Source organism: Sporolactobacillus sp. Y61 (assembly GCF_040529185.1).
Classification (GTDB): domain Bacteria; phylum Bacillota; class Bacilli; order Bacillales; family Sporolactobacillaceae; genus Sporolactobacillus.
The window spans coordinates 2,582,323-2,604,078 of sequence record NZ_CP159510.1 but is presented as its reverse complement, the minus strand read 5'-3'; the positions used below and the strand labels follow the sequence as shown (position 1 = coordinate 2,604,078).

The window sequence follows — 21,756 nt, the reverse complement described above, 5'->3', positions numbered from 1 at the left end:
CATTCAAAATCATCGTTAAGTTGTTCGCTTAGTAAAAATCTGTAAAATCCTTTGCGAAATTACCACCTAAACCATAGAAAATAAGCTGCTATGAATAATTCAGGATTATTTTCCCTCTTATTCTCCGTATTGACTCCTGCGGCTTCTCAACTCAACTCAACTCGACTCGACTCATCTGTCTCCATCTATCTCCTCCCAGTAAAAAACCGCCCATGACAAATTATTGTCAAGGACGGTTATTTTTCCGCGGTGCCACCTTCATTTGGAAAACAATCAGGCTATTTTCCACGCTTAGCAGAGTACAGGCATACTCCCGATAACTAACGTATATCTGCACGTCACAGCTTAATGGAGAAGATGTTCTTTCAGCTGTGCCCTCAGTGGTCCATTTAACAATCTGCTTCCGGCCGGATTCTCATCGTCGCCGGCTCTCTGTGCGGGCAAAAATTGTCTTGATCTCCACGTCAAAGGTTTTAATGTGTCTTGAATTAAGTTGATGATATAATACCAGGCAAGTGAAGTCAACAATTTTTAATCTGCAATTCTAACTACCGTTCGTCCTGTGTTTCCGCCCTGACTGGTCATTGACAGTCTTTCAGGCAATTCGTCAAGTGAAATAGATCGTTTCATTTCATTATACTTATTCACGATAAACAAATCTGTGGCCAGACGATGCCATATTTTTACTCTCCGTGGCATCGGACAATATACGGAATCAATGCCGAGAAGATTGACGCTGCGTAATATAAAGGGGAACACGTAAGTCGGAACAGCATTTCCTCCGGTCAGGCCGCATGCAGCGACAGAGCCCTGGTATTGAATTTTGCCAAGAATGGAGGCGAGGGTGTTTCCACCGACTGAATCGACGGCTGCCGCCCATTTTCTCCGGCCAAGAGGACGGACAGGCTCATCGATCACTGCTTCTCTTGAGAGAATTTCAGATACACCAAGCTGCCGTAAATGATCGTGTTCCGATGTTTTTCCGGTACTGGCAACGACGTGATAGCCAAGTTTTGACAGCATCGCACATGCAAGGCTTCCAACTCCACCTGTGGAACCGGTTACAAGAACGTTCCCCTGATCCGGTGTCAGTCCATTATCCTCCAGACGTTGAACAGCTAATGCGGCAGTAAAGCCGGCAGTCCCATAAACCATGGCTTCTTCGAGGGTTAAATGATCAGGAAGAGGAACGACCCAGTCACCTGGCAGCCTCATATACTCACTGAATCCACCGAAATGGGAGACACCGATATCGTAACCTGTGGCGATAACAGGATCTCCTTCATGAAAGCGGGGATCTCTGGATGACACAACAACGCCTGACAAGTCGATACCTGGAACAAAAGGGTAGGAATTGACTATTTTTCCGTCCGCTTTCACTGCCAGCCCATCTTTATAATTGATGCTTGAATAACTGATCTTGATTAAAACATCATCATCAGGAAGATCACTCAGATTAATTTTCTTAATACCTGTTGAAAGCTGGTTGTCATTTTTTTCAACAATTAGTGCTTTAAATGTGTGTTTCATTAAAACCCCTCCCATTTCGTTAAACTTAGAAAAGTAAAACCACTGGTCAAAAGCTTATTCCACCATTTATTTTTTGATGAATTTCTTCCTTGATAGCTTGTTCCATTGCTTCCTGATCTAACGCATCACAAATCTGGATTGATTTATTAATAGCCGCTCTGCCCGAATCGATTTTTCCAAGGTTTGTTAAAGCTATTCCTTTTCGTGCATAAGCCAGGGATAACACGTCAAATCTTTTTTCGTTAGTGCACTCTTCTACAGCTTTTTTTGCATATTGATATGCCTCAGAATTTTGATTATTATTGAGCATCAGCAGGGTCAGATTGAGTAGATAGGCCGGTTTAAGACTATTATTTCCATTTACACATGATAAGCGTTCAATTTCTTGTAACGCCCTTTTGACAATGGAGATTCCAGTTTCCAAGGGGAAAAAAAAGAATATATTATTTATAAGCTTTAATTCAGTGGAGTACCAGTTATCCAGCTTTGACAGTCTGTTCCAAATTTTTGTAGCAAATGAATAGGCTTTGTCATAGTTGTTATCTAATGCAATCAGGAGTTGAGCTTTACATGCTGATTGAATGTCAGAAACGACATTATCAAATGAATGGGAAAGATAGCTTTCACATTTTTTCTCTAAAATTTTTAAATGCTTGCTATCAACATTTGTTGAAAGTCGAAAAAAATCATGAATGATTTCTTCCTTGCCGTTAAGCGAATAAGAATTTTGAATATATCTGAATTCATCATACGAAATATCCAGCTTTTCCAGGATGTGCATGAATTTTCCAACGGTAGGTTGCATTTGACACGACTCAATTTTAGCATAAGTCGTTCGGGACATTTTATTTTGTGATACATATTTTTGTGTGTATCTTTTAGATTGCCTTACTCTTTTTACTATTTCTCCCAATTGATATCCCATATGACTATTCTCCTATTTATGTGAATATATGATACATTTTAAAATAATGATATTAAATCATGCTAATATTATAACAGCAAAGGAGGTGAAAGATCTTGTTCTTAAAGAACGATATCTGGGTTATGGTGATTGGTTTGTTTGGCTTTTGATACTTCTATTGCTAATGCTCCCCATCATTACAATAGCATATTTTATTCTGGCTGTGATTGCAGCCTGCCTGGTTGATTCAATACGCACACTAGATTTACATAAAGGAAATGAATCATCCGGGTAGAATTGAGTGCTGTCTTGTAATCATTTATAATCAGCGCTCAATTATTTTTTTACTAAAACCATTATATGTAATTAAAGTTAAAACATAGTATTAGTTTCCATTTCTTCTTGTATAAAAATGGGTGATTCATGGATCTTGATTTCCGGGACAACGGGACACTCCAGAAAGCTGATCGGGCAGTAGCCGATGGAACAAATAAATAGAATTCCAATTCAGCGGTGAACAGTCAAATTCCTCCCGCTCTTTTTTGCATAATCCGTTTTTTTAAAAATATACGTGAACATAGTGGCGAAGTATTGTATAGTTTTATTAGGAAGTGAAGGGTTCCATCGTGTAATCATCCCATATATCACATTGTGTTGCCTGAAAAATGGAAGATATCTGGCTTATGCGAATTGTCTGAAGGGTAGATTCTATTAAGTGAAGGGAATGTTTTTTTGAAGAGAACAGCAGAAATATCCATGTCATTAATTGCAGCCGGACTCAATGTTCTGGCTATGCTCTCAGGTTTTCGCTTCCTGGGAATTAATCAGGGGGCGATCAGACAGACAATTGCTGTAGCGGACACAAAGCAGGATTTTACGGATGCTGAAGTACAGGCATTTGTACTTTTCGTTCATTTTCTCGGTCAGTCGCTGATCTTTCTATCAGTTGTCAGCATCATACTTGCAGTCATCGGATTGATTTTCCTGTTTAAGCAGGTGAAGGTAAAAGCAGCTGGCTGGCTCTTTATTGTGGCCGGAATCTTAAGCCTTCCTGAATTAGTTATTCCCGGTGTGCTCTATTTAATTGCCGGGCTCATGGCATTACTCAGAAAAGCACCGGAACAGACTGTCTGATAAAAGAAGAATCCATGATAAAGAAGCAGCAACATCTGCCATAATACAGGTTGATGTTGAACTGACCCCCTGAAGCCAAAATTCAACTTCAGGGGGTTTTACAATAACCAGGTATTCCATTCTATCGATGGGATCGACGGTTTGAAACAAGGGGTGTGGATGGACTAAAAAATAAGCGAGACGTCCGCCAATGGGGAAACATAAGAAACTGGACTGTACAGCCAGGAAGAACGACTGCGTTCATGCGGGGATATTGTATCGCTGAATTCCTCGAAAATCAGAGCGAACAGGATAAATCAGGTGATTCATTGTATCCTTAGCGCCTTTCAAAGCAGTATTTCGCAGGCTGAATGATATAATAAAGAAAAATTTGAAAATGGCAGGATCATCTAAATTGGGGTGTTGGGATGGTGAAGACGGCAGCAGTCGCCTGAATGTAAAACGATAGACAGGGAAGGGCGGTCATGCTAAAGACAAGTGCGGTCACTTTTGCTGTCAGGAAACTGAAAAGTTGTCCCTTCTCAAAATATCACCTGAAACGGTTGCCATGGAGGAAAAGGAAAAATGAAAGTGGAGCTTACTAAGTTCAAAGTGAAACAGGGAAAGTCAAAATGTGTTGATGAGTGGATGGAATTTCTCAATCAATACATGAAGGATGTTCTACTTACATTGGAAGATGAAAAAATGTATGTAGAATCGATATTCAGGGAGCGTATGGACGGCCAGGAGTTTCTATATTGGTTCTCCGTGCAAGGCGAAGGAGGACAGGAAGTAGAGAATTCGCAGCATTGGGTGGATCAAAAACATCTGGAATACTGGGATGAATGTATTGATCCTGATTTCTCACCGATTGATTTGAAACCGGAAGTTGTTATGATACCGGAACAAATAAGGGCCGGTATGATCTAGTTTTTTTTAAAACGCAACGACTTGTCATTATTTAACATGAAATTTGCCGGGAGGGAGGCGGAACGATTGGCATTCACAAACATTACCTATTTATTGGTTTTCTGCTTTGGGCATTTATGTTTTCAGCTTTTTGGCAGGCTTTTCCGTAGGACAGATCACGGTTAGTTTGACTTTCATTCCGCTTTTTTTGGCGATGGGTTATTCTTTTCGATGGATCAAAAGGCGTTCACATGTTGCGATTTTTCTTTGCTCAGGCATTTTAACTGGTTTCTTGCTGACGGTCTATGCCGAAGATGAGTGGCTGTTTTATCCGTTTTATCTGTTCTATCCTGTTTTGTCTCTGCTTAGTGACCTGAGTTTATGATCAGAAAAAGCTGGGAGGGATTGGATCCATATAATGGAAAAAAAACATTAAGTGCACTGCTCGCACACTATGTTTACTCCTCTTTTCGGTCCCTTTTTCCGCCCTGTTTAGCATCAGAAATTATGTTTTTCAGGACAGAACAAATTTTTCCACGGCAAAGGCGACCCCGTCTTCATTATTCGTTTTTGTCACAAATTGTGCGTCATTCTTTAATTCCATAATGGCGTTCCCCATTGCAACACCAAGTCCTGCATAACGAATCATTGCCAGATCATTTTCCTGATCTCCGATGGCCATCATTTCCCGGGGTGCAATTTTCAGATAAGAGCCAAGTACCTGCAGGCCCCTTGCTTTATTTACATCTTTATTCAATATTTCAAGCAGGATGGTTCTGGATTTCATCATCGTATATTGACTGCGATAAAATGCGGGAATGGAACGGATTGCCTGATCCAGAGCCGCCTGATCCGTACAGTAAACAACTTTGTTAATTTTCAGATCAGAGGGAAGTTGTTCGATATCTGCTTTAACAAAAGGAAGGGCATGCATGATCTGTCTGTATAAGGAAGGCCGGTCTGCCGGAGGATCAGGGCAATACACTTTGTTCATGTCAATAAAATTCATCGGCACACCAATCTTCCGGCTTAATGCGTAAAGAGAAATGATGTCGTGACGCGTCAGGATTCTCTCTGACAGAACGTCTCCGGTATCGGTTTTCTGAACAAGTCCGCCATTATATGTGATGGCATAATCCCCCGGATCTGTCAGACCAAGTTCCTTAAGGAAGGGTTTGATTCCGGCAAGCGGCCGTCCGGAGCAGAGAACAATTTTTACACCTTTATTTTTTGCTTCTTTCAGAGCGCTATGGGATTTCCTGCTTATACTGCCATCAGGATTCAGTAGCGTTCCATCCAGATCGATGGCAATCAGTTTAATCATTTGTTTCCTCCAAAATAGAAAAATAGTTAACAATTTCAGTATACAACTTCAAATCACAGATGACCGATTTTTGATCAGGCAGCGTAAGGATCATTGAATTTGATGGTCATGAATCCGTTTGCCGTTTACAAGCAGCGGGCGCAATAGTATACTCGACTTACAATAAAATCTAGAATCGTGTCCTTAATTGGGGGATGAAATCATGGAATCCAGGTTTGATGTCAAAAATGACCGGGATCTGTCGATGCTGGTTGATTTTTATGAACTTACTATGGGTAACAGTTATCTGGAAGAAGGGGTAGGCGATCAGATTGTCTACTTCGATATGTATTTTCGCCGGATACCGGACGGCGGAGGATATTGCATCATGGCCGGTGTGGATCAGCTGATTGAGTATCTGCAGAATCTGCGCTTTACAAAGGACGATATTAATTATCTCCGGTCAACTAAAGCCTTTTCTGAAAAATTTCTTGATTATTTGTCCACATTTAAATTTTCATGCGATGTCTGGGCGATTCCGGAAGGCTATCCGGTTTTTCCGAATGAGCCGCTGGTAACGGTCAGGGGTCCGGCTATACAGGCGCAGCTCCTTGAGACGATGGTGCTTGTTACGATCAATCATCAGACACTGATTGCGACAAAAGCAAGCCGGATTAGCCGCGTCGCCGGGAAACGCCCGGTTATGGAATTCGGATCACGACGTGCTCAGGGATATGATGGTGCGATCTACGGAGCCCGTGCTGCCGTGATCGGTGGCTGCTCTGCAACTGCCAATACGCTGGCAGGGATGATGTTCGATATCCCTGTATCAGGGACGATGGCACACAGCTGGATCCAGTTGTTTGACAGTGAACTGGAAGCATTCCGGGCATGGGCACGTGCTTATCCGGATCAGTGTCTTGTCCTGATCGACACCTATAATGTATTGAAATCCGGTTTACCAAATGCGATTCAGGTCTTCAAAGAACTGCGTGCGCAAGGGCATGAACCGCTCGGTATTCGTATCGATTCAGGTGATATCACCTATCTGACCAAACGTGTTCGTAAAGCATTGGACGAGGCTGGTTTTCCAAAAGCGATTATCGTTATTTCAAACTCTCTGGATGAACACATTATTAAGGATGTACTCGCAGAAGGCGCTCAGATTAATTCATTTGGCGTTGGTGAACGGCTGATTACCGCAAGATCTGAGCCGGTTTTCGGAGGAGTGTATAAGCTTGCCGCCGTGGAAAAGGGCGGGAAGGTTGTGCCAAGAATTAAAATCAGTGAAAATGAAGAAAAAATAACCAATCCGGGCTTTAAGAAAATATACCGTATTTATGAAAAAGAGCAAGACAAAGCCATTGCTGATCTAATCTGTGATCATGAAGAAACTTTGGATGAGACAAAACCACTGACCTTGTTCGATCCGGTATTTACATGGAAGAAAAAGACACTCAAAAATTACAGGGCAGAATTACTCCGGAAACAGATTTTCAAAGATGGAAAATTGTGCTATAAAAGCCCTTCGGTAAGGGAAATCCGGTCTTTTGCCATTCAGCAGCTGAATCGGCAGTGGGCCGAGGTTCTTCGCTTTGAGAATCCACATAATTACTATGTGGATCTGTCACAGAAAGTCTGGAATACAAAGCACGGTCTTCTGAATCATTATTCGGATGAATTCAGCGGGAAATGAAGATTCTGTCCCGCGCATAATAAGATTACAGCAAAATCATATTTACAAGAAGGCCCGGGATGCTGCTTCCGGGCCTTTATTGATGTTTAAAGAAAGTATAATTGAAGGATCAGAAAAACCAAGGCTCAGGGGGCGTTGGCGGGAATCAGCCTGAATGCTTTCGGCTGGGCTGATTTCAGTAAGCTTTGGATCAGGCCTGAAAACTGAGATGATATGTTTTGATTCTTTAGATATCATGTAATAGAATCATTACAGAGTAGATGAATAGTCAGTGAGGGAAAAGACAGTGAAATTTATTTCGTGGAATGTGAATGGTTTCCGGGCTCTGCAGCGCAAGATGGATGTCGGAGCCTGGCTGAAAGAGACCGGTGCGGAAGCCCTCTGCATTCAGGAGACGAAACTGCAACGCAGCCAGGTTGACTTTCAAACATCTGAATATCTGCAATTCTGGAATGATGCGGAAAGGAAGGGCTACTCAGGTACAGCCATTTTCACCAGGCGTAAGCCTTTAAACGCAACTTATGGCATCGGGATCGAAGAACACGACCATGAAGGCCGGGTGATTACACTTGAGTATGAAAATTTCTATCTGGTGACTGTTTATACCCCCAACACTAAACGGGATCTGTCACGTCTTTCGTACCGCATGGAGTGGGGAAAAGCATTTACAGATTATATAAAGCACCTTGACGCAGATAAGCCGGTCATTTTTTGTGGAGATCTGAATGTTGCTCATCAGTCCATTGATCTGAAGAATGCGAAAAGCAATGAAAAAAATGCCGGCTTTACCATCGAAGAACGTTCTGATTTTTCCCGCCTGCTTGATGCCGGTTTTACCGACAGCTTCAGGTATCTGCATCCAAAGCAGGAAGGGGCCTACTCATGGTGGTCGTTTATGGCACATGCCCGTCAGCGAAATATCGGATGGCGGATTGACTATTTTGTTGTTTCAGACAGGCTGAGAAGCAGGATCAGGGATGCGAAGATACTCAGCAACATGATGGGGTCGGACCACTGTCCTGTTGAACTTGACCTGGCCTGACTCATAGGGCAGGCAGATTATTTACTGGTTTCAGTACCTGTCAATTATAATGTTATAATGAATGTGAAAATTGATCATTGTATCTGGGAGTGATTTTGTTGGCATTTGATGAATTGTTTAAGCCTGTTGACTTGCCAAATGGAGTCAGATTAGCTAATCGCCTGGCAATCGCTCCAATGACAACCTGGTCAGGAAACCGTAATGGGACAGTTTCCGATCAGGAACTGGATTACTATAAAAGAAGAGCATCTCTGGCAGGGTTATTTATTTCTGCCTGCATCGCGGTATCACCTGGTGGTCTGGCATTTGATCATCAGTTTATTGCTTATGATGATGCGGTGCTTCCCAGACTGAAAAAAATGGCGAAGGTAATGAAATCTGCAGGCAGTAAAGCTGTTTTGCAGATTCATCACGGAGGCAGCGAAGCGCCAAAGAAGTTTGTCAACTTTAATGAGACTGTCAGCGCGAGTGCGGTACCGTCTTTCTCTAACCCTGGTGAAGTGCCGGCAGAACTTTCTGAGGAAGAAATTAAAACCATCATTAAGGAATTCGGATATGCTGCCAGACAGGCTATACGCGCCGGCTTTGATGGTGTTGAAATTCACGGTGCCAATCATTATTTAATTCAACAATTCGTTTCTGCACACTTTAACCAGAGAAGGGACAAATGGGGCGGTTCGCTGGAAAATCGTCTGCGTTTTCCTTTTGCTGTACTGGAAGAAGTACAGTCGGTGGTCAGAAAATATGCGAATGATTCATTTATTGTCGGTTACCGTTTTTCTCCGGAAGAAATTCACAGATATCACGGTTATGATCTTAAGGACACCTTCCAGCTTGCTGATGGCCTGATAAAAAGAGGCATTCATTATCTACATGTTTCTCAGCAGGATATCACAACCAAACCATATGGTAGTCCTGAAGACAGCGGGACCATTGTTCACCGGCTTGCGGATTATATTGGCGGCAGAGTCCCTCTGATCGCTGTAGGCGGTATTCATCATCCTGACGAAGCGGTTGCGGGGCTTCATGACGGTGCAGATCTCGTTGCCCTGGGGAGAGAAGCCATTATGGACCCTGACTGGACGCAGAAGGTAAAGGACAATCAGATAGACCAGATCCATGACCGACTCTTAGTCGATAAACAGAAGGAACTGGTCGTCCCGGACAGATTGTGGAAAATCATTTCGAAACCAACCGGCTGGTTCCCGCTTGCCTGAACAGTTTTTTCCCAAGTTTCAAACCTGCGACTTTAACAATTGAAGATGAACAGTCACAGAAGCTCACCTGGTTGGTGAGCTTCTGTTGATTTAGTGCGCCTGAAGTACTTTTCAGTAGAAAAACTGGTATTCTCTGAATTATACTTTCAAGAGAATGATAAAAAAATAACCAGGTCATGTTGCGGGACGAAACGGAACATAAAATGATTAAGAGGAGACCAGACCATGAAGAAGATTGTTTTTAGATTTGATGATGAATTTAAACTTTCTAATGAAGTCCTTCAAAAGGTCCGTACAAAGTACCGGTCGCTATTTCAATTTTTGACTGCGACAAACTGTAATCAGGCTGCCCTTAACGATGCAGAGGCCTTTATTGGCTGGCCATCTGATGATGAACTGAAGGCGATGCCCCGGCTGCAGTGGTTGCAGCTGCCCAGTGCGGGGGCAAATCATTTTGCCCGACATCCGAATCTCTCGGAACAAGTCGTCTTAACCAATGCCAGCGGTGTATTCGGCGTGTCTGGAGCAGAGCATATCTTTTCTCTGCTTCTGGCTTTCACGCGGAATCTGGCTGACTACATAAAACAGCAGGAAAAGCAGATCTGGCATGTCGTGCCTCACGCGCTTCAGCTGGATGGGGCAACCGTAGCACTTGTTGGCATGGGAGATATCGGGATTGAGACGGCAAAGCGTCTGCACGCATTCGGGTCTGTTGTTGTCGGAGTCAGAAGAACGCTGAGCTCGAAACCTGATTTTGTAAACAGACTCTATGATATGAATGGACTGGATGATGCACTGGGTCAGAGTGATTTCGTTGTAAATATTTTACCTCTTACTCCGGAAACGGAATTATTATTTAACAGGGAACGTTTTTCACACATGAAAGACGGTGCCGTGTTCATCAATGTCGGCCGAGGCGGGACTGTAGATGAACCGGCGCTGATTCAGTCTCTCACATCAGGTAAACTGGCAGGTGCGGGACTGGATGTCACAGCCACTGAACCGCTTCCGGGCGACAGCCCACTCTGGAAATTATCGAATGTCATTCTTACTTCTCATTCGCTCGGCGTCGGACCAGGGAAGTTAAAAAAACGTTCCGATCTGATTCTTCGTAATCTAGAACACTTCAGTAAAGATGAACCGTTAGAAAATATAGTGAACAGAAAGCTCGGTTATTAAGAGAAGCGAAAGTATCATGATCGATAAAAAAATGACACGACAGAACAATCACCGGTGCGCGCCGGCGATTGTTTTTTTTCAGATGAATCTGTAACGTAATGATAATGTAATATAAAACAGGCCTTAATTCTCCTATAATAAAAATATAGTCATTTTTTGACGGTTTATCTGATAGTTTGTCAGTTTATCAGTATCAGTACAGTACATATAGGATTCACACAGAATTTTGTATTAAAGGAGTCTGGTAAGTTGAAACCACCTAAAGTCTTACGGGTAACACTGGCTGTCGGTCTTTCATCTCTGCTGGTGACAGGGTACAGTGGAAACATCGCCTCGGCAGAAACGAAGAGTCAGCTTCAGGACAGGCTGGAATCGGTCCAGAAAAAACAGAAGAATAACACGAATGATCTGAATGATTCAAAAGAGCAGTTGAATGAAAACGACAGACAACAGGATAACCTGGCTGAGCGAATACAGACATCACAAACGAAGATTCAGCAGTTATCGTCTGGAATCCAGTTAAAACAAAAGGAAGTAGCGAAGAATCAGGCGGATATGTCTCAATTAAAAAATGAAATTGTGAAGATCACGAAACGGATTGAGAAAAGGGACAGTCTTCTGCGCGGACGTCTGCGGTCGATATACATAAATGGCGGTGCAATCAGTTATATTGATGTGATTATGGGGTCAAAGAGCTTTGGTAACTTTCTTGACCGTCTTCTGGCTCTGAAAACAATAACCGATCAGGATAACAACATCATTAATGCACAGAAGAAGGATAAGGAAGCACAGCTTGAGAACAAGCAGTTACTTCAGGTGAAACTTGAAAAAACAAAGAAAGGGCTGGAAAATCTCGTCTCATTAAAAAGTCAGCTTGACCGGGAACAGAAGCGGCAAAAAAGTATGCTGGCTCAGCTTAAAGTCAAAGAAACAGAAATAAATGATACAGTTATGAGCAAAAACGAACAGGCCGATATTCTTGCCGCACAGGCAAGTGTCATCAAACAGCAGATGGGGGATCTGGACAGGGAAGAAGCAAGGAAAAAGGCTGAGGAAGAAAAAAAGAAAGCAGACGCCGCTGCGAAGGCGCAAACCGCGCAAACGCAATCAGACAGCAGCTCTGCTGGCTCTGCTGCCAATAACGGGAGCAAAAAGACTGTCCAGTCAGCCCCCGGCCAGCTCAGCCGGCCCAGCCGTCCACACTGAGTGCTTCACGGAGCACTGGCGGATTTAGCTGGCCAGCCTCCGGAAGACTTTCTTCGAGTTATGGCTACCGGTCTTTTGACAATGGTTTCCATCCGGGTATTGATATCGCAAACAGTACAGGAACGCCAATCCTTGCAACAGCAGACGGGATTGTATTTAGAGCTTACGTGTCGCCAAGTTATGGTAACTGTGCGATGATTAGCCATGTCATAAACGGTCAGACCTACACTTCGGTTTACGCCCATATGTCGCAGCTAAATGTCACAAACGGGCAGAAGGTTTCCCGGGGTCAGGTCATAGGTGCCATGGGAAGTACGGGAAATTCCACCGGTTCTCATCTGCACTTTGAACTGTATAACGGTCCCTGGACGCCGCCGCCGCATCCGGGAACTGTCAATCCGTTAAATTATCTAAACTAATATGTAATATGAAATCAGGGAGGACTGAGCCGGTCCTTCTTTTTTGTGTCCCGCAGCCGTCCAAAACGGGAACGCCCTTTACGCCCGAAATACCCTTGTTGCTTGAAGTTTCACTTTATTTTTATGAAAATATAAAATTTTTTCGAAAAAGCGCAGCTTCCGGCGACACCATTCTGCAAGTTTTTCTTTTTTTTCACAAAGTCAGAAATATTTTTAGATATTGCAGGATTATTCTTCTGTCACGATGAATAACTTTAGGTAAGATTTCCCCGTATTGACCAATCCATCCCCCCGATTCCCGTAATCAGATATGAGAGCGGGTGCCATCTTGACCGAAATATCTGCTGAAACTGTTGAAAAGAGCAGAGAATTACTGGAGCACGCCTGTCAGGCAGAGGCCTCAGATATTCATTTTATCCCACGTGTGGAAGATACGCTTGTTGAACTGCGTATCCACGGTTACCTTTATCAAATGACCCTTTTGCCTGCAGCAGATGCTGAACGAATCATTAATCATTTTAAGTACCTGTCCGGCATGGATATAGGAGAACGCAGGCTGCCGCAAAGTGGGTCAATGAGACTCATCATTAACAGCGAGGTTGTCTCACTCCGTCTGTCAACGCTCCCCACACCAGAACAGGAAAGCCTGGTCATTCGATTATTACCGCAGCAGAAAGAATTGGCAGTTCGTGACTTATCCGTGTTTCAGGAGGCAACTGAAGGACTTGCTTCCCTTCTTAACTTTAATAGCGGTATGATTCTGATTTCAGGGCCTACAGGTTCTGGAAAGACGACCACATTATATACGATGCTTATGGAATTACAGAAACGTTATCATGCGCGGATCATCACTATTGAAGACCCGATTGAAATAAGAAATCACAGTTTTGTGCAGATGGAAGTGAACGAAAAAGCACATTTTTCCTATGCGGAGGGATTCAAAGCCATTCTGCGGCACGACCCCGATATCATCATGATCGGTGAAATAAGAGATGAAAATACAGCGAAAATGGCCGTCCGGGCCAGTCTGACGGGTCATCTTGTCCTTTCTACGGTGCATGCCTTTAATGCTTCCGGCACGATCAGAAGAATGACAGAACTTGGCGTACCCCAGTACGACCTTAAGGAGACGCTGGTTGGCGTGATTGCTCAGCGACTGGTAAATATTCAGTGCCCGGAGTGCGGGCCGGTCTGCAGGACAGACTGCAGCAACCGCCATCATCCGAGTCGAACGGGAATTTTTGAGATACTGACTGGAATGGCATTACATGAATATCTGTCCAGCAGATCAAGAAGCAGCCGGCCCGCGTATAAAACGTTCGATGATTATCTGGAGGAAGGCGTCACAAACGGACTGATAGAGAAAAGAGAGTGGAAGGGGGGTGGAATAGCAAATGTGGAGAGCCGGACGCTGGAAAAAGAAAGAACAGGCAAAGATGCTGATTCAGCTTGGTGAATGTCTCAGGGATGGATATTCCCTGAGAAAAGCCCTGAACCTTCTGCAAATTGAATGGACCGGGATAATGAGAAAAAAGACAGATCAGATGATTCTTCAGCTGGAAAAAGGTGTACCGTTCCATGATGTCCTGCTTTTTGCCGGTTTTCCCGGGAAATTGCGACGACGGTCTACTTTTCTCAGCGAAGTGGCAGATTGTCCCGTGGTTTGATTGAGAGTGGGACCCTGGTACTCAGACGTGAGGAATATAAGGAGAAAATGGGCAGGCTGATGCGTTACCCGATTATCCTGATCTGGTGTCTGAGTATGATTCTGCTGATTATCAGCCGATTCGTTCTCCCCAGTTTTCTGAGGCTCTATCAGTCCTTTTCCATTGAACTTCCGCAGATTATGAAAATACTGATCCTGTTATCCGGTCGGTCCGAGACCATTTTTGCTGCAGGTTTGCTGAGCGCCCTCATCCTGCTGTGCGCTTATCTGACGTTTAAACGTTTACCGATTGGAAAAAAGATAAATTGCCTGATTCCTTTTCCCTTCATCGGTTATTTTGTCAGGTCTTATCTGACGCAGCAAATGTGTTTTCAACTGGGCCATTTATTAAGCGCCGGTTTATCTATTCGGGATTCTGTTGCCAGTATGACTGAAAAAGGGACCACGTCGTTTCTTGAACATGAAGCAAAACGGATGGGCAGATTGCTCGAAGAAGGTATCGAACTGGATAAAGCGTTAGAAACGGCAGGGTATTATCTTTCTGATTTTTCTTCCGTGGTAAGACACGGTGAACGAAACGGTTTTCTTGATCATGCCCTTCAGCGATACGGTATGACCGTTATGAAGAGATCAGACCAGAAAATACAAACCCTGATGTCCTGTATCCAGCCGGTTCTTCTCCTGCTTATCGGTGGATTTATCCTGGGCCTGTTTGCATCAGTTCTGATTCCTGTCTTTGAGATCATTAACGGATTATGATTTCCCAGGGAGAAAAGATGAAGACTGCAGATAAAACAGCCCCGCATTAATCAGCTGGATTTGAATTTTTGGCTGATACTGCTGGCGAAGTGCTTCTTTTTCCTGAAAATAAGGCTCGGGTTTATCCTCTTCAGATTCGTAAAAAGCGTCCAGAAGACGCTGATCGACTGCCCATTTTCTTCCGGCTTCTTCTGCCCAGTCTTTTGATTCATCGGCCAGTGTTGATCGGATAAAGGATTCGATTCGCAGCATGCCGCTTTTGATTTTGATCAGAGGACTGAGTGTATAACTGTAATCAGGTATTTTGGGGGACAGAGGTAGTTCACGGATGGCATCACGAAAACCATCGATTAACGTACCGTTGATCAGTTGCAGTCCGGCGGAACAGAGTCGCTCTTTTTTCAGGTCACACTGATAACTGATGCGCATGTTCATGCACAGCCAGGGTTCCAGTGCAGCAGAAGAGGTGTTCCGTGGACTCTGATATAAGCGAATGAAGGACCCAAGCTGTCTGGCGGCATCAAAAATCTGATGGAGGCGCGGTGCACCGAAGTAAATGAACTCTCCATCCTGATCGGAATGGGGATTGGTCCGCAATCGAAGTGTTACGGTTTCGCCTGTTCCTCCTGTCTGTTTGATATAGTGCCAGTAAAATGGCCGGTTCATCAGAATTTTATCCATTTCTTCCGTTAATTTTACCGAGAGAACATGACCATTGGTTTCAGGAAGCAGGCGGCATCCTGAAACGGTAAAAAAGCGATTAAGGTACTGATTAATGGCTGCCGGCTGCATTTCGCACCTCCGAGAGTGGTTGGCTTTCAGAATTGATCACACTGCTTAAATTATCAAGTTTTATGCGGATTTCGCCATCTGAATCAGATTCTTCAAAGATCGTCTGAACCTGTTTATCAATGTCCTTCAGATCTATCCGGGTAAGAATAGCATCCAATCGTCCAACGACCTGTTCAAACAGATGAATTTTATTATATAAAAGATTCAGAATATGGCTCTCTACGGTGCCGTGCACTGCAAAATTGTAAATGTGAACATCTTTTTCCTGACCGAGACGATGAATACGTCCGATTCGCTGCTCAATCCTCATAGGATTCCATGGCAGATCATAATTGATCAGGTGGCTCGCAAACTGCAGATTGATTCCTTCGCCGCCGGCCTCTGTCGCTATTAATACCTGTATTCTGCTTTTAAACAGTTCGCGCATCCAGTCTTTCTTACCACGCCGAAAGCCTCCGCTGAATGGAACGGAAGTGATCCCGTGTTGTTTAAAAAACCATTGCAAATATAACTGTGTGGCCCTGTATTCTGTAAATATGATCACCTTATCATTAATCTCACGGATAAGCTCGAGTGCCTTTTCCGCCTTGGCGTTCCGGGTGATCGCATTCAGTCTTCTGAAAATGGAATGCCAGAGATGTTCGTGGTGGAGGTGATCGGAGGCATGGTATATTTTGTTAAGTGTCTTGAATGCTGCTTCACGACTGCTGCAGGCTTCCCTTTGCAGGGTGACGAGTGAAAAGCCCTGGATGATGCCGGCATGCCTTAAATCCGTCAGAGATTGATAAAAGGCTGCCTCTTCCCTTGAAAATGTGATGTCGAGTGAACAGACGATTCGTTTGGGCCACCGCAGTCCCGTATCTTCTCTTCGATTGCGTACCATCACCTGACTGACCAGTTTATTCAGCTTTTTTTCATTCTGCAGGGATCCGCGATCTGACTTGAAGACTCGTGAAAAAACATCGGCACTGCCCAGATAACCAGGCTTGAGAAGTGAAACAAGATAAAAGATTTCACTTAATCGGTTCTGTATCGGCGTAGCTGTGAGCAGCAGACAAAAACGCTTTTTTAGCAACTGAACGAACTGATAGTTTTTGGTTTTGTGATTTTTAAGTTTATGGGCTTCATCGATAATGACAAAGTCATAGTCCTGCTTCAGCACCAGACTTCGATGGGGGTCCCGTTTCGCTGTATCTATTGAGGAGACAATGACATCGCATTTGTCCCACATGTAAGATTTGCGCTGAGGTACAGCCGGGATCGCAAATTTGCGGTTCAATTCGGAAACCCATTGTGAAACGAGGGAGGCAGGAACGAGTATCAGGACTTTTCTGGCAAGCCCGCGGATCATATATTCTTTAATGATCAGACCGGCTTCAATAGTCTTTCCGAGTCCGACTTCATCTGCCAGAATCGCTTTACCGTGCATTTTTTCAATCACATGCTGTGCGGTCTCAACCTGGTGCGGATGGAGCTTCAGATCCGGTAACTGAGAAGGAGCAATAAGCCCGTGAAAAGAGGGGACGATCCTGGCCTGTTCCGCCTGGAAAGCAAGATCAAACATCACCGGATTGGCCCATGGCCCCCCGGCTTCAATTTTTTTTATCAATTCATCCTGCCACGAACGATCAAATTCAATAATCGGTTCCATATTATGTCACCTTTTTTGTTAAAATTTTGTGAATGAAAAGCATTGATTTTATTCACCTGTAAATGGTAGGATATGTATTGTTAGTATGACCGATTCAGACAGGATTAAACGACAACAATTGAATGTTTTGCGGATGACGGCATGGGGAGAGCGCGCAGCCGGGCGACGCCGAAGGAGCAAACAGTCAGTGAATCTCTCAGGCAAAAAGACTCATGACGGACGCACCTCTGGAGAGTGCTACAGACAGGAAAGCCACCAAAGGGGATACCGTGTGTGACGATTGTTGTTCATACGATAAACTTTCAGGTTTCAGGACAGGGGAACACGTAATGTGTTTTCTCTGTCCTTTTTTCTGCACTATGTGCAACCGGGGCTTAGCGGGCATCAGGTTTTCTTTATACACTGGCAAAAATGAAGGGAGACGGGTATCAGCCTTGAAAACGACACCGATTTATGAATATTATAAAAGTTCAGATGCTAAATTGATTGAGTTTGGCGGATATTTATTACCGGTCAGTCTGTCGGGAATTAAGCTGGAACATCAGGCTGTCAGAACCAGGGCCGGACTGTTTGACGTATCGCATATGGGTGAATTTCATTTACAGGGACCCGAAGCTGAAGCGTTTCTTCAGAAAATGATTACGAATAACGTAGCAAAGACGCAACCTGGCGATGCGCAATATACGGCAATGTGCTATGAGAATGGAGGAACGGTCGATGATCTGATGGTCTACCGTCTGGCTGGTGATGCCTTCATGCTCGTTGTAAATGCAGCAAATATTGATAAAGATTTTGACTGGCTGGACAGTCACTTAACCGAAGAGGCGGTATTGACCAACCAGTCGGCAAATATCGCACTCCTTGCCCTTCAGGGTCCCGCCGCAGAACACATTCTTCAGAAGATTGCGGATATTCCTCTTGCGCAGATCAGTCGTTTTACATTCCGGGAGCATGTCAGTCTTGAAGGGATTCAGGCACTTGTTTCCCGTACAGGATATACGGGTGAAGATGGTTTTGAACTCTATTGCCCGTGGGAGAAGGCCCGGGCCCTGTGGGACAGATTACTGGATGCAGGAAAGGATGAAGGATTAATCCCGTGCGGACTCGGTGCGAGAGATACATTGCGGTTTGAATCCTGTCTGCCGCTTTACGGGCAGGAACTCAGCCCTGATGTTTCTCCACTTGAAGCCGGGATCGGTTTCGCTGTTAAAGCGAAAAAAAATGTTCCCTTTCTTGGTCAGAAGGCTTTGTCTGAACAAAGAGAGAACGGACTTAAGCGAAAAATTGTCGGTATCGAAATGGTAGACCGGGCGATTCCGAGAACACACTATGAGGTCTATTCGGATAACCGGAAAATTGGTCAAATCACGACCGGAACACAGTCACCGACTCTGGGAAAGAATCTCGGGCTTGCGCTGATTGACATCATGTATACCCGGCCCGGGACCACTCTCGAAGTCGATATCCGTGGGAAAAGGAAAAAAGCGGTAATTGTTCATACGCCCTTCTATAATAAAAAAAATAATTGAGGAGGTCACATCATGACGTCATATCGCTATCTTCCGATGACCGAAGAAGATAGAAAAGCCATGCTTCGGACCATAGGGGTAACAAGTGATGAAACATTGTTTTCTGACGTTCCCGAAGGTATTCGTTTCAAAGGAAAACTGAATGTTGAAAAAGCTTTATCGGAACCTGAACTGATCCGTCTGATGACTAAACTTGCCAAAGAAAACATTTCGACAGAAGATCTTCCATCTTTTCTGGGTGCCGGGGTCTATGACCACTACGTTCCCTCAGTTGTTGACAGTGTCATTTCAAAAGGGGAGTTCTATACCGCTTATACGCCTTATCAGGCTGAAGTGTCCCAGGGCGAATTACAGGCCATTTTCGAATTCCAGTCTCTGATCTGTGAACTTACTGCCATGGAAGTGGCCAACTCTTCGATGTATGACGGGTCTACAGCTCTTGCCGAAGCTGCTCTCCTGGCATCCGGTACAACGAGAAAGAATAAGATTCTGGTTTCTGAAGCCGTGCATCCGGAATATCGTCAGGTACTCAGCACATATGCCCATGGCCGTCACCTGAAGGTCGAAACCATCCCGGTCCGGAATGGTGTGACAGATCCTGAGCGGCTGAGACAGGCTGTTGATGATCAGACAGCATGCGTTATCGTTCAGTATCCCAATTTTTTGGGACAAATTGAACCGTTAAAACAAATAGAGGCCATCGTCCATGACGCAAAGAAGACGCATTTTATTGTTTCCAGTAATCCCCTTGCACTGGGCGTTCTGAAACCTCCGGGCGAATTCCATGCAGATATCGTGGTCGGAGACTGCCAGCCCCTGGGTATTCCCACATCCTTCGGCGGACCCCATTGCGGGTATTTTGCCGTAACAAAAAAACTCATTCGTAAGATCCCCGGAAGACTTGTCGGGGAAACGGTAGATGAAAATGGAAAGCGCGGCTATGTTCTCACCCTTCAGGCAAGGGAGCAGCATATCCGCCGGGATAAGGCAACATCAAATATTTGTTCCAACCAGGCACTCAACGCGCTTGCCTCTTCAGTAGCCATGGTCGCACTGGGTAAGCATGGGATCCGGAAAATGGCTGAACAAAATGTACAAAAAGCGCATTATGCTGCTAAAAGATTGAAACAGGCGGGAGTTCAGGTGATGACAGAAGGGGCCTTCTTCAATGAATTTGTGATTCATTGCGGGAAACCGGTAGCTGATCTGAACCCTCTGCTGCTGAAAAAAGGGTTCATCGGCGGCTATGATCTGGGCCGTGATTCAGAAGAGCTGAAAAACCGGATGCTTGTTGCTGTTACAGAAATGCGGACGAAGCAGGAGATTGATGATTTTGCTGATGTTCTGGGGGGAATTATTCATGACTGAAGAAAATCAGACACTTATTTTTGAAGAGTCGAAAGCGGGTCGCACCGCTTACAGCCTCGCTGAACTGGATGTGCCTGAAGAGCCGCTGGATCATCTGATTGATCAGGATTACATGCGTACAAAAGAACCGGAATTCCCGGAAGTATCCGAACTCCAGCTGGTTCGGCATTACACGGCACTGGCCAGAAGAAATTTCGGTGTGGATAATGGTTTTTACCCGCTGGGTTCCTGTACAATGAAATATAATCCGAAAGTAAATGAAGTCGTGGCCAGACTTGAGGGGTTTTCAAAAATCCATCCCTACGAGGATGAGAGTTCCGTTCAGGGTGCGCTGGAACTACTGTATCGGTTACAGATGAATCTTGAAGAAATAACCGGTATGGATGCAATCACTTTGCAACCTGCTGCCGGGGCCCATGGTGAGTGGACAGGACTGATGATTATCCGTGCCTTTCACGAAGCCAATCACGATTTTAAACGAACAAAAGTTATTATTCCCGACACCGCGCATGGAACAAATCCGGCCTCAGCATCTGTCGCCGGGTTTGAACCTGTCACCGTCAGGACAAATGAAAAGGGCCTTGTGGATCTGGATGATCTGAGAAGGCTGGCAGATGATCAAACTGCCGCGTTGATGTTGACGAATCCCAATACCCTTGGCCTGTTTGAAACACATATCCGTGATATTGCCAGCATTGTTCATGCAGCGGGAGGAAAAGTGTATTACGACGGTGCCAATATGAATGCAATCATGGGAATCACCCGTCCGGGGGATATGGGCTATGACGTTGTTCACCTCAATCTGCATAAAACCTTCACCGGACCGCACGGCGGAGGCGGACCGGGGTCGGGTCCTGTCGGCGTGAAAAAGGAGCTGGTGCCGTTTTTGCCCAAACCACTGATTATCAGAAAATCAGATGGAAGCTATGGGCTTGATTATGACCGTCCTCTCTCCATTGGTCGGGTCAAGGCTTATTATGGTAATTTCGGCATTCTTGTCCGGGCTTATGCCTACATCCGTACGATGGGTGCGGAAGGTCTGCGCCAGGTGTCAAAGGACGCTGTTTTGAACGCCAATTACTTAATGAAGCGGCTTTCTCCATATTTTGAAACGCCTTATAAACAATTTTGCAAACATGAATTTGTACTCTCCGGAAGCCGGCAAAAGAAGCTTGGCGTTCGGACACTTGATATGGCAAAGCGTCTGCTTGATTTCGGGTATTATCCACCAACGATCTATTTTCCTCTGATTGTTGATGAAGCTATGATGTTTGAACCGACTGAAACAGAATCTAAAGAAACACTGGATGCCTTTGCTGACCACATGATTAAAATCAGTGAAGAAGCTGAGAAAGATCCAGAATGTGTGCAGGAGGCACCGCATCAAACGGTTGTTGCCCGACTCGATGAAACCCGGGCAGCACGCCACCCGGTTCTGCGCTATCAGCCTGAGACTGTCTAAAGACAATGTGA

The 21,756-nt window shown here is 44.6% G+C and carries 19 protein-coding genes, 1 riboswitch and 1 other annotated feature; of the genes, 14 read left to right on the top strand and 5 right to left on the bottom strand.

What is annotated here, in order from left to right; translation table 11 throughout:
• Positions 1–225 precede the first annotated feature (225 nt).
• Positions 226–477: a binding site (T-box leader), on the bottom strand.
• A gap of 54 nt (positions 478–531) precedes the next feature.
• Together ABNN70_RS12360 and ABNN70_RS12355 are read right to left on the bottom strand one after the other, a co-directional pair.
• Positions 532–1,530, bottom strand: coding sequence for an acryloyl-CoA reductase (locus tag ABNN70_RS12360; protein ID WP_353947951.1), 999 nt, complete (start codon positions 1,528–1,530; stop codon positions 532–534).
• 46 nt (positions 1,531–1,576) lie between these two features.
• A complete protein-coding gene (locus ABNN70_RS12355) occupies positions 1,577–2,455 on the bottom strand; it encodes a helix-turn-helix transcriptional regulator (RefSeq protein WP_353947950.1) in 879 nt (292 codons plus the stop codon).
• Positions 2,456–3,166: 711 nt separating this feature from the next.
• On the opposite strand from ABNN70_RS12355, the gene ABNN70_RS12350 reads away from it, so the two are divergent.
• Entirely contained in the window at positions 3,167–3,568 is a 402-nt protein-coding gene (locus ABNN70_RS12350) for a DUF4064 domain-containing protein (protein ID WP_353947949.1), read from the top strand.
• Between the two features lie 564 nt (positions 3,569–4,132).
• Positions 4,133–4,477, top strand: a complete 345-nt coding sequence (locus ABNN70_RS12345) for a DUF6176 family protein (protein ID WP_353947948.1) — start codon at positions 4,133–4,135, stop codon at positions 4,475–4,477.
• 493 nt (positions 4,478–4,970) lie between these two features.
• Here the strand turns inward: ABNN70_RS12345 and yidA are convergent, their stop codons facing one another.
• The gene (yidA, locus tag ABNN70_RS12340; protein WP_129930851.1) at positions 4,971–5,780 is read right to left on the bottom strand and encodes a sugar-phosphatase; all 810 of its coding nucleotides are present in this window, start codon (positions 5,778–5,780) and stop codon (positions 4,971–4,973) included.
• A 202-nt stretch (positions 5,781–5,982) separates the two neighbouring features.
• On the opposite strand from yidA, the gene ABNN70_RS12335 reads away from it, so the two are divergent.
• The 9 genes from ABNN70_RS12335 (at position 5,983) to ABNN70_RS12295 (ending at position 14,943) form a co-directional block, all read left to right on the top strand.
• The gene (locus tag ABNN70_RS12335; protein ID WP_353947947.1) at positions 5,983–7,455 is read left to right on the top strand and encodes a nicotinate phosphoribosyltransferase; all 1,473 of its coding nucleotides are present in this window, start codon (positions 5,983–5,985) and stop codon (positions 7,453–7,455) included.
• Between the two features lie 286 nt (positions 7,456–7,741).
• Positions 7,742–8,497, top strand: a complete 756-nt coding sequence (locus ABNN70_RS12330; RefSeq protein ID WP_353947946.1) for an exodeoxyribonuclease III — start codon at positions 7,742–7,744, stop codon at positions 8,495–8,497.
• Positions 8,498–8,586: 89 nt separating this feature from the next.
• Entirely contained in the window at positions 8,587–9,714 is a 1,128-nt protein-coding gene (locus ABNN70_RS12325; RefSeq protein WP_353949435.1) for an NADH-dependent flavin oxidoreductase, read from the top strand.
• 225 nt (positions 9,715–9,939) lie between these two features.
• Positions 9,940–10,893: a D-2-hydroxyacid dehydrogenase gene (locus tag ABNN70_RS12320; RefSeq protein ID WP_353947945.1), complete on the top strand. Its 954-nt coding sequence runs from the start codon at positions 9,940–9,942 to the stop codon at positions 10,891–10,893.
• Positions 10,894–11,142: 249 nt separating this feature from the next.
• On the top strand, positions 11,143–12,099 hold the full coding sequence (locus tag ABNN70_RS12315) for a hypothetical protein (RefSeq protein WP_353947944.1): 957 nt from the start codon (positions 11,143–11,145) through the stop codon (positions 12,097–12,099).
• Positions 12,096–12,518 (top strand): M23 family metallopeptidase, encoded by a 423-nt coding sequence (locus ABNN70_RS12310; RefSeq protein ID WP_353949434.1) that lies wholly within the window; start codon positions 12,096–12,098, stop codon positions 12,516–12,518. Before ABNN70_RS12315 ends, ABNN70_RS12310 begins: the two co-directional genes overlap by 4 nt.
• Before the next feature lie 328 nt (positions 12,519–12,846).
• Positions 12,847–13,974, top strand: coding sequence for a competence type IV pilus ATPase ComGA (gene comGA, locus ABNN70_RS12305; RefSeq protein ID WP_353947943.1), 1,128 nt, complete (start codon positions 12,847–12,849; stop codon positions 13,972–13,974).
• A complete protein-coding gene (locus ABNN70_RS12300; RefSeq protein ID WP_353947942.1) occupies positions 13,913–14,185 on the top strand; it encodes a hypothetical protein in 273 nt (90 codons plus the stop codon). Before comGA ends, ABNN70_RS12300 begins: the two co-directional genes overlap by 62 nt.
• On the top strand, positions 14,182–14,943 hold the full coding sequence (locus ABNN70_RS12295; RefSeq protein WP_353947941.1) for a type II secretion system F family protein: 762 nt from the start codon (positions 14,182–14,184) through the stop codon (positions 14,941–14,943). Before ABNN70_RS12300 ends, ABNN70_RS12295 begins: the two co-directional genes overlap by 4 nt.
• Here the strand turns inward: ABNN70_RS12295 and ABNN70_RS12290 are convergent.
• Together ABNN70_RS12290 and ABNN70_RS12285 are read right to left on the bottom strand one after the other, a co-directional pair.
• On the bottom strand, positions 14,938–15,735 hold the full coding sequence (locus ABNN70_RS12290) for a YqhG family protein (RefSeq protein ID WP_129930312.1): 798 nt from the start codon (positions 15,733–15,735) through the stop codon (positions 14,938–14,940). The two genes, ABNN70_RS12295 and ABNN70_RS12290, sit on opposite strands and share 6 nt — an antisense overlap.
• On the bottom strand, positions 15,716–17,386 hold the full coding sequence (locus ABNN70_RS12285) for an SNF2-related protein (RefSeq protein ID WP_129930313.1): 1,671 nt from the start codon (positions 17,384–17,386) through the stop codon (positions 15,716–15,718). Before ABNN70_RS12285 ends, ABNN70_RS12290 begins: the two co-directional genes overlap by 20 nt.
• A gap of 133 nt (positions 17,387–17,519) precedes the next feature.
• Positions 17,520–17,608: riboswitch (glycine riboswitch) on the top strand.
• A gap of 212 nt (positions 17,609–17,820) precedes the next feature.
• Here ABNN70_RS12285 and gcvT point away from each other — a divergent pair.
• From gcvT to gcvPB, 3 genes are read left to right on the top strand one after another with little or no spacing between them, the layout of a single operon-like run.
• Positions 17,821–18,915 carry a glycine cleavage system aminomethyltransferase GcvT gene (gene gcvT, locus ABNN70_RS12280; protein ID WP_240697358.1) on the top strand — a complete coding sequence of 365 codons (1,095 nt, stop codon included), beginning with the start codon at positions 17,821–17,823 and terminating at the stop codon, positions 18,913–18,915.
• A gap of 12 nt (positions 18,916–18,927) precedes the next feature.
• Positions 18,928–20,283, top strand: a complete 1,356-nt coding sequence (gene gcvPA, locus ABNN70_RS12275) for an aminomethyl-transferring glycine dehydrogenase subunit GcvPA (protein WP_353947940.1) — start codon at positions 18,928–18,930, stop codon at positions 20,281–20,283.
• Positions 20,276–21,745 carry an aminomethyl-transferring glycine dehydrogenase subunit GcvPB gene (gcvPB, locus tag ABNN70_RS12270; protein ID WP_353947939.1) on the top strand — a complete coding sequence of 490 codons (1,470 nt, stop codon included), beginning with the start codon at positions 20,276–20,278 and terminating at the stop codon, positions 21,743–21,745. Before gcvPA ends, gcvPB begins: the two co-directional genes overlap by 8 nt.
• Positions 21,746–21,756 lie beyond the last annotated feature (11 nt).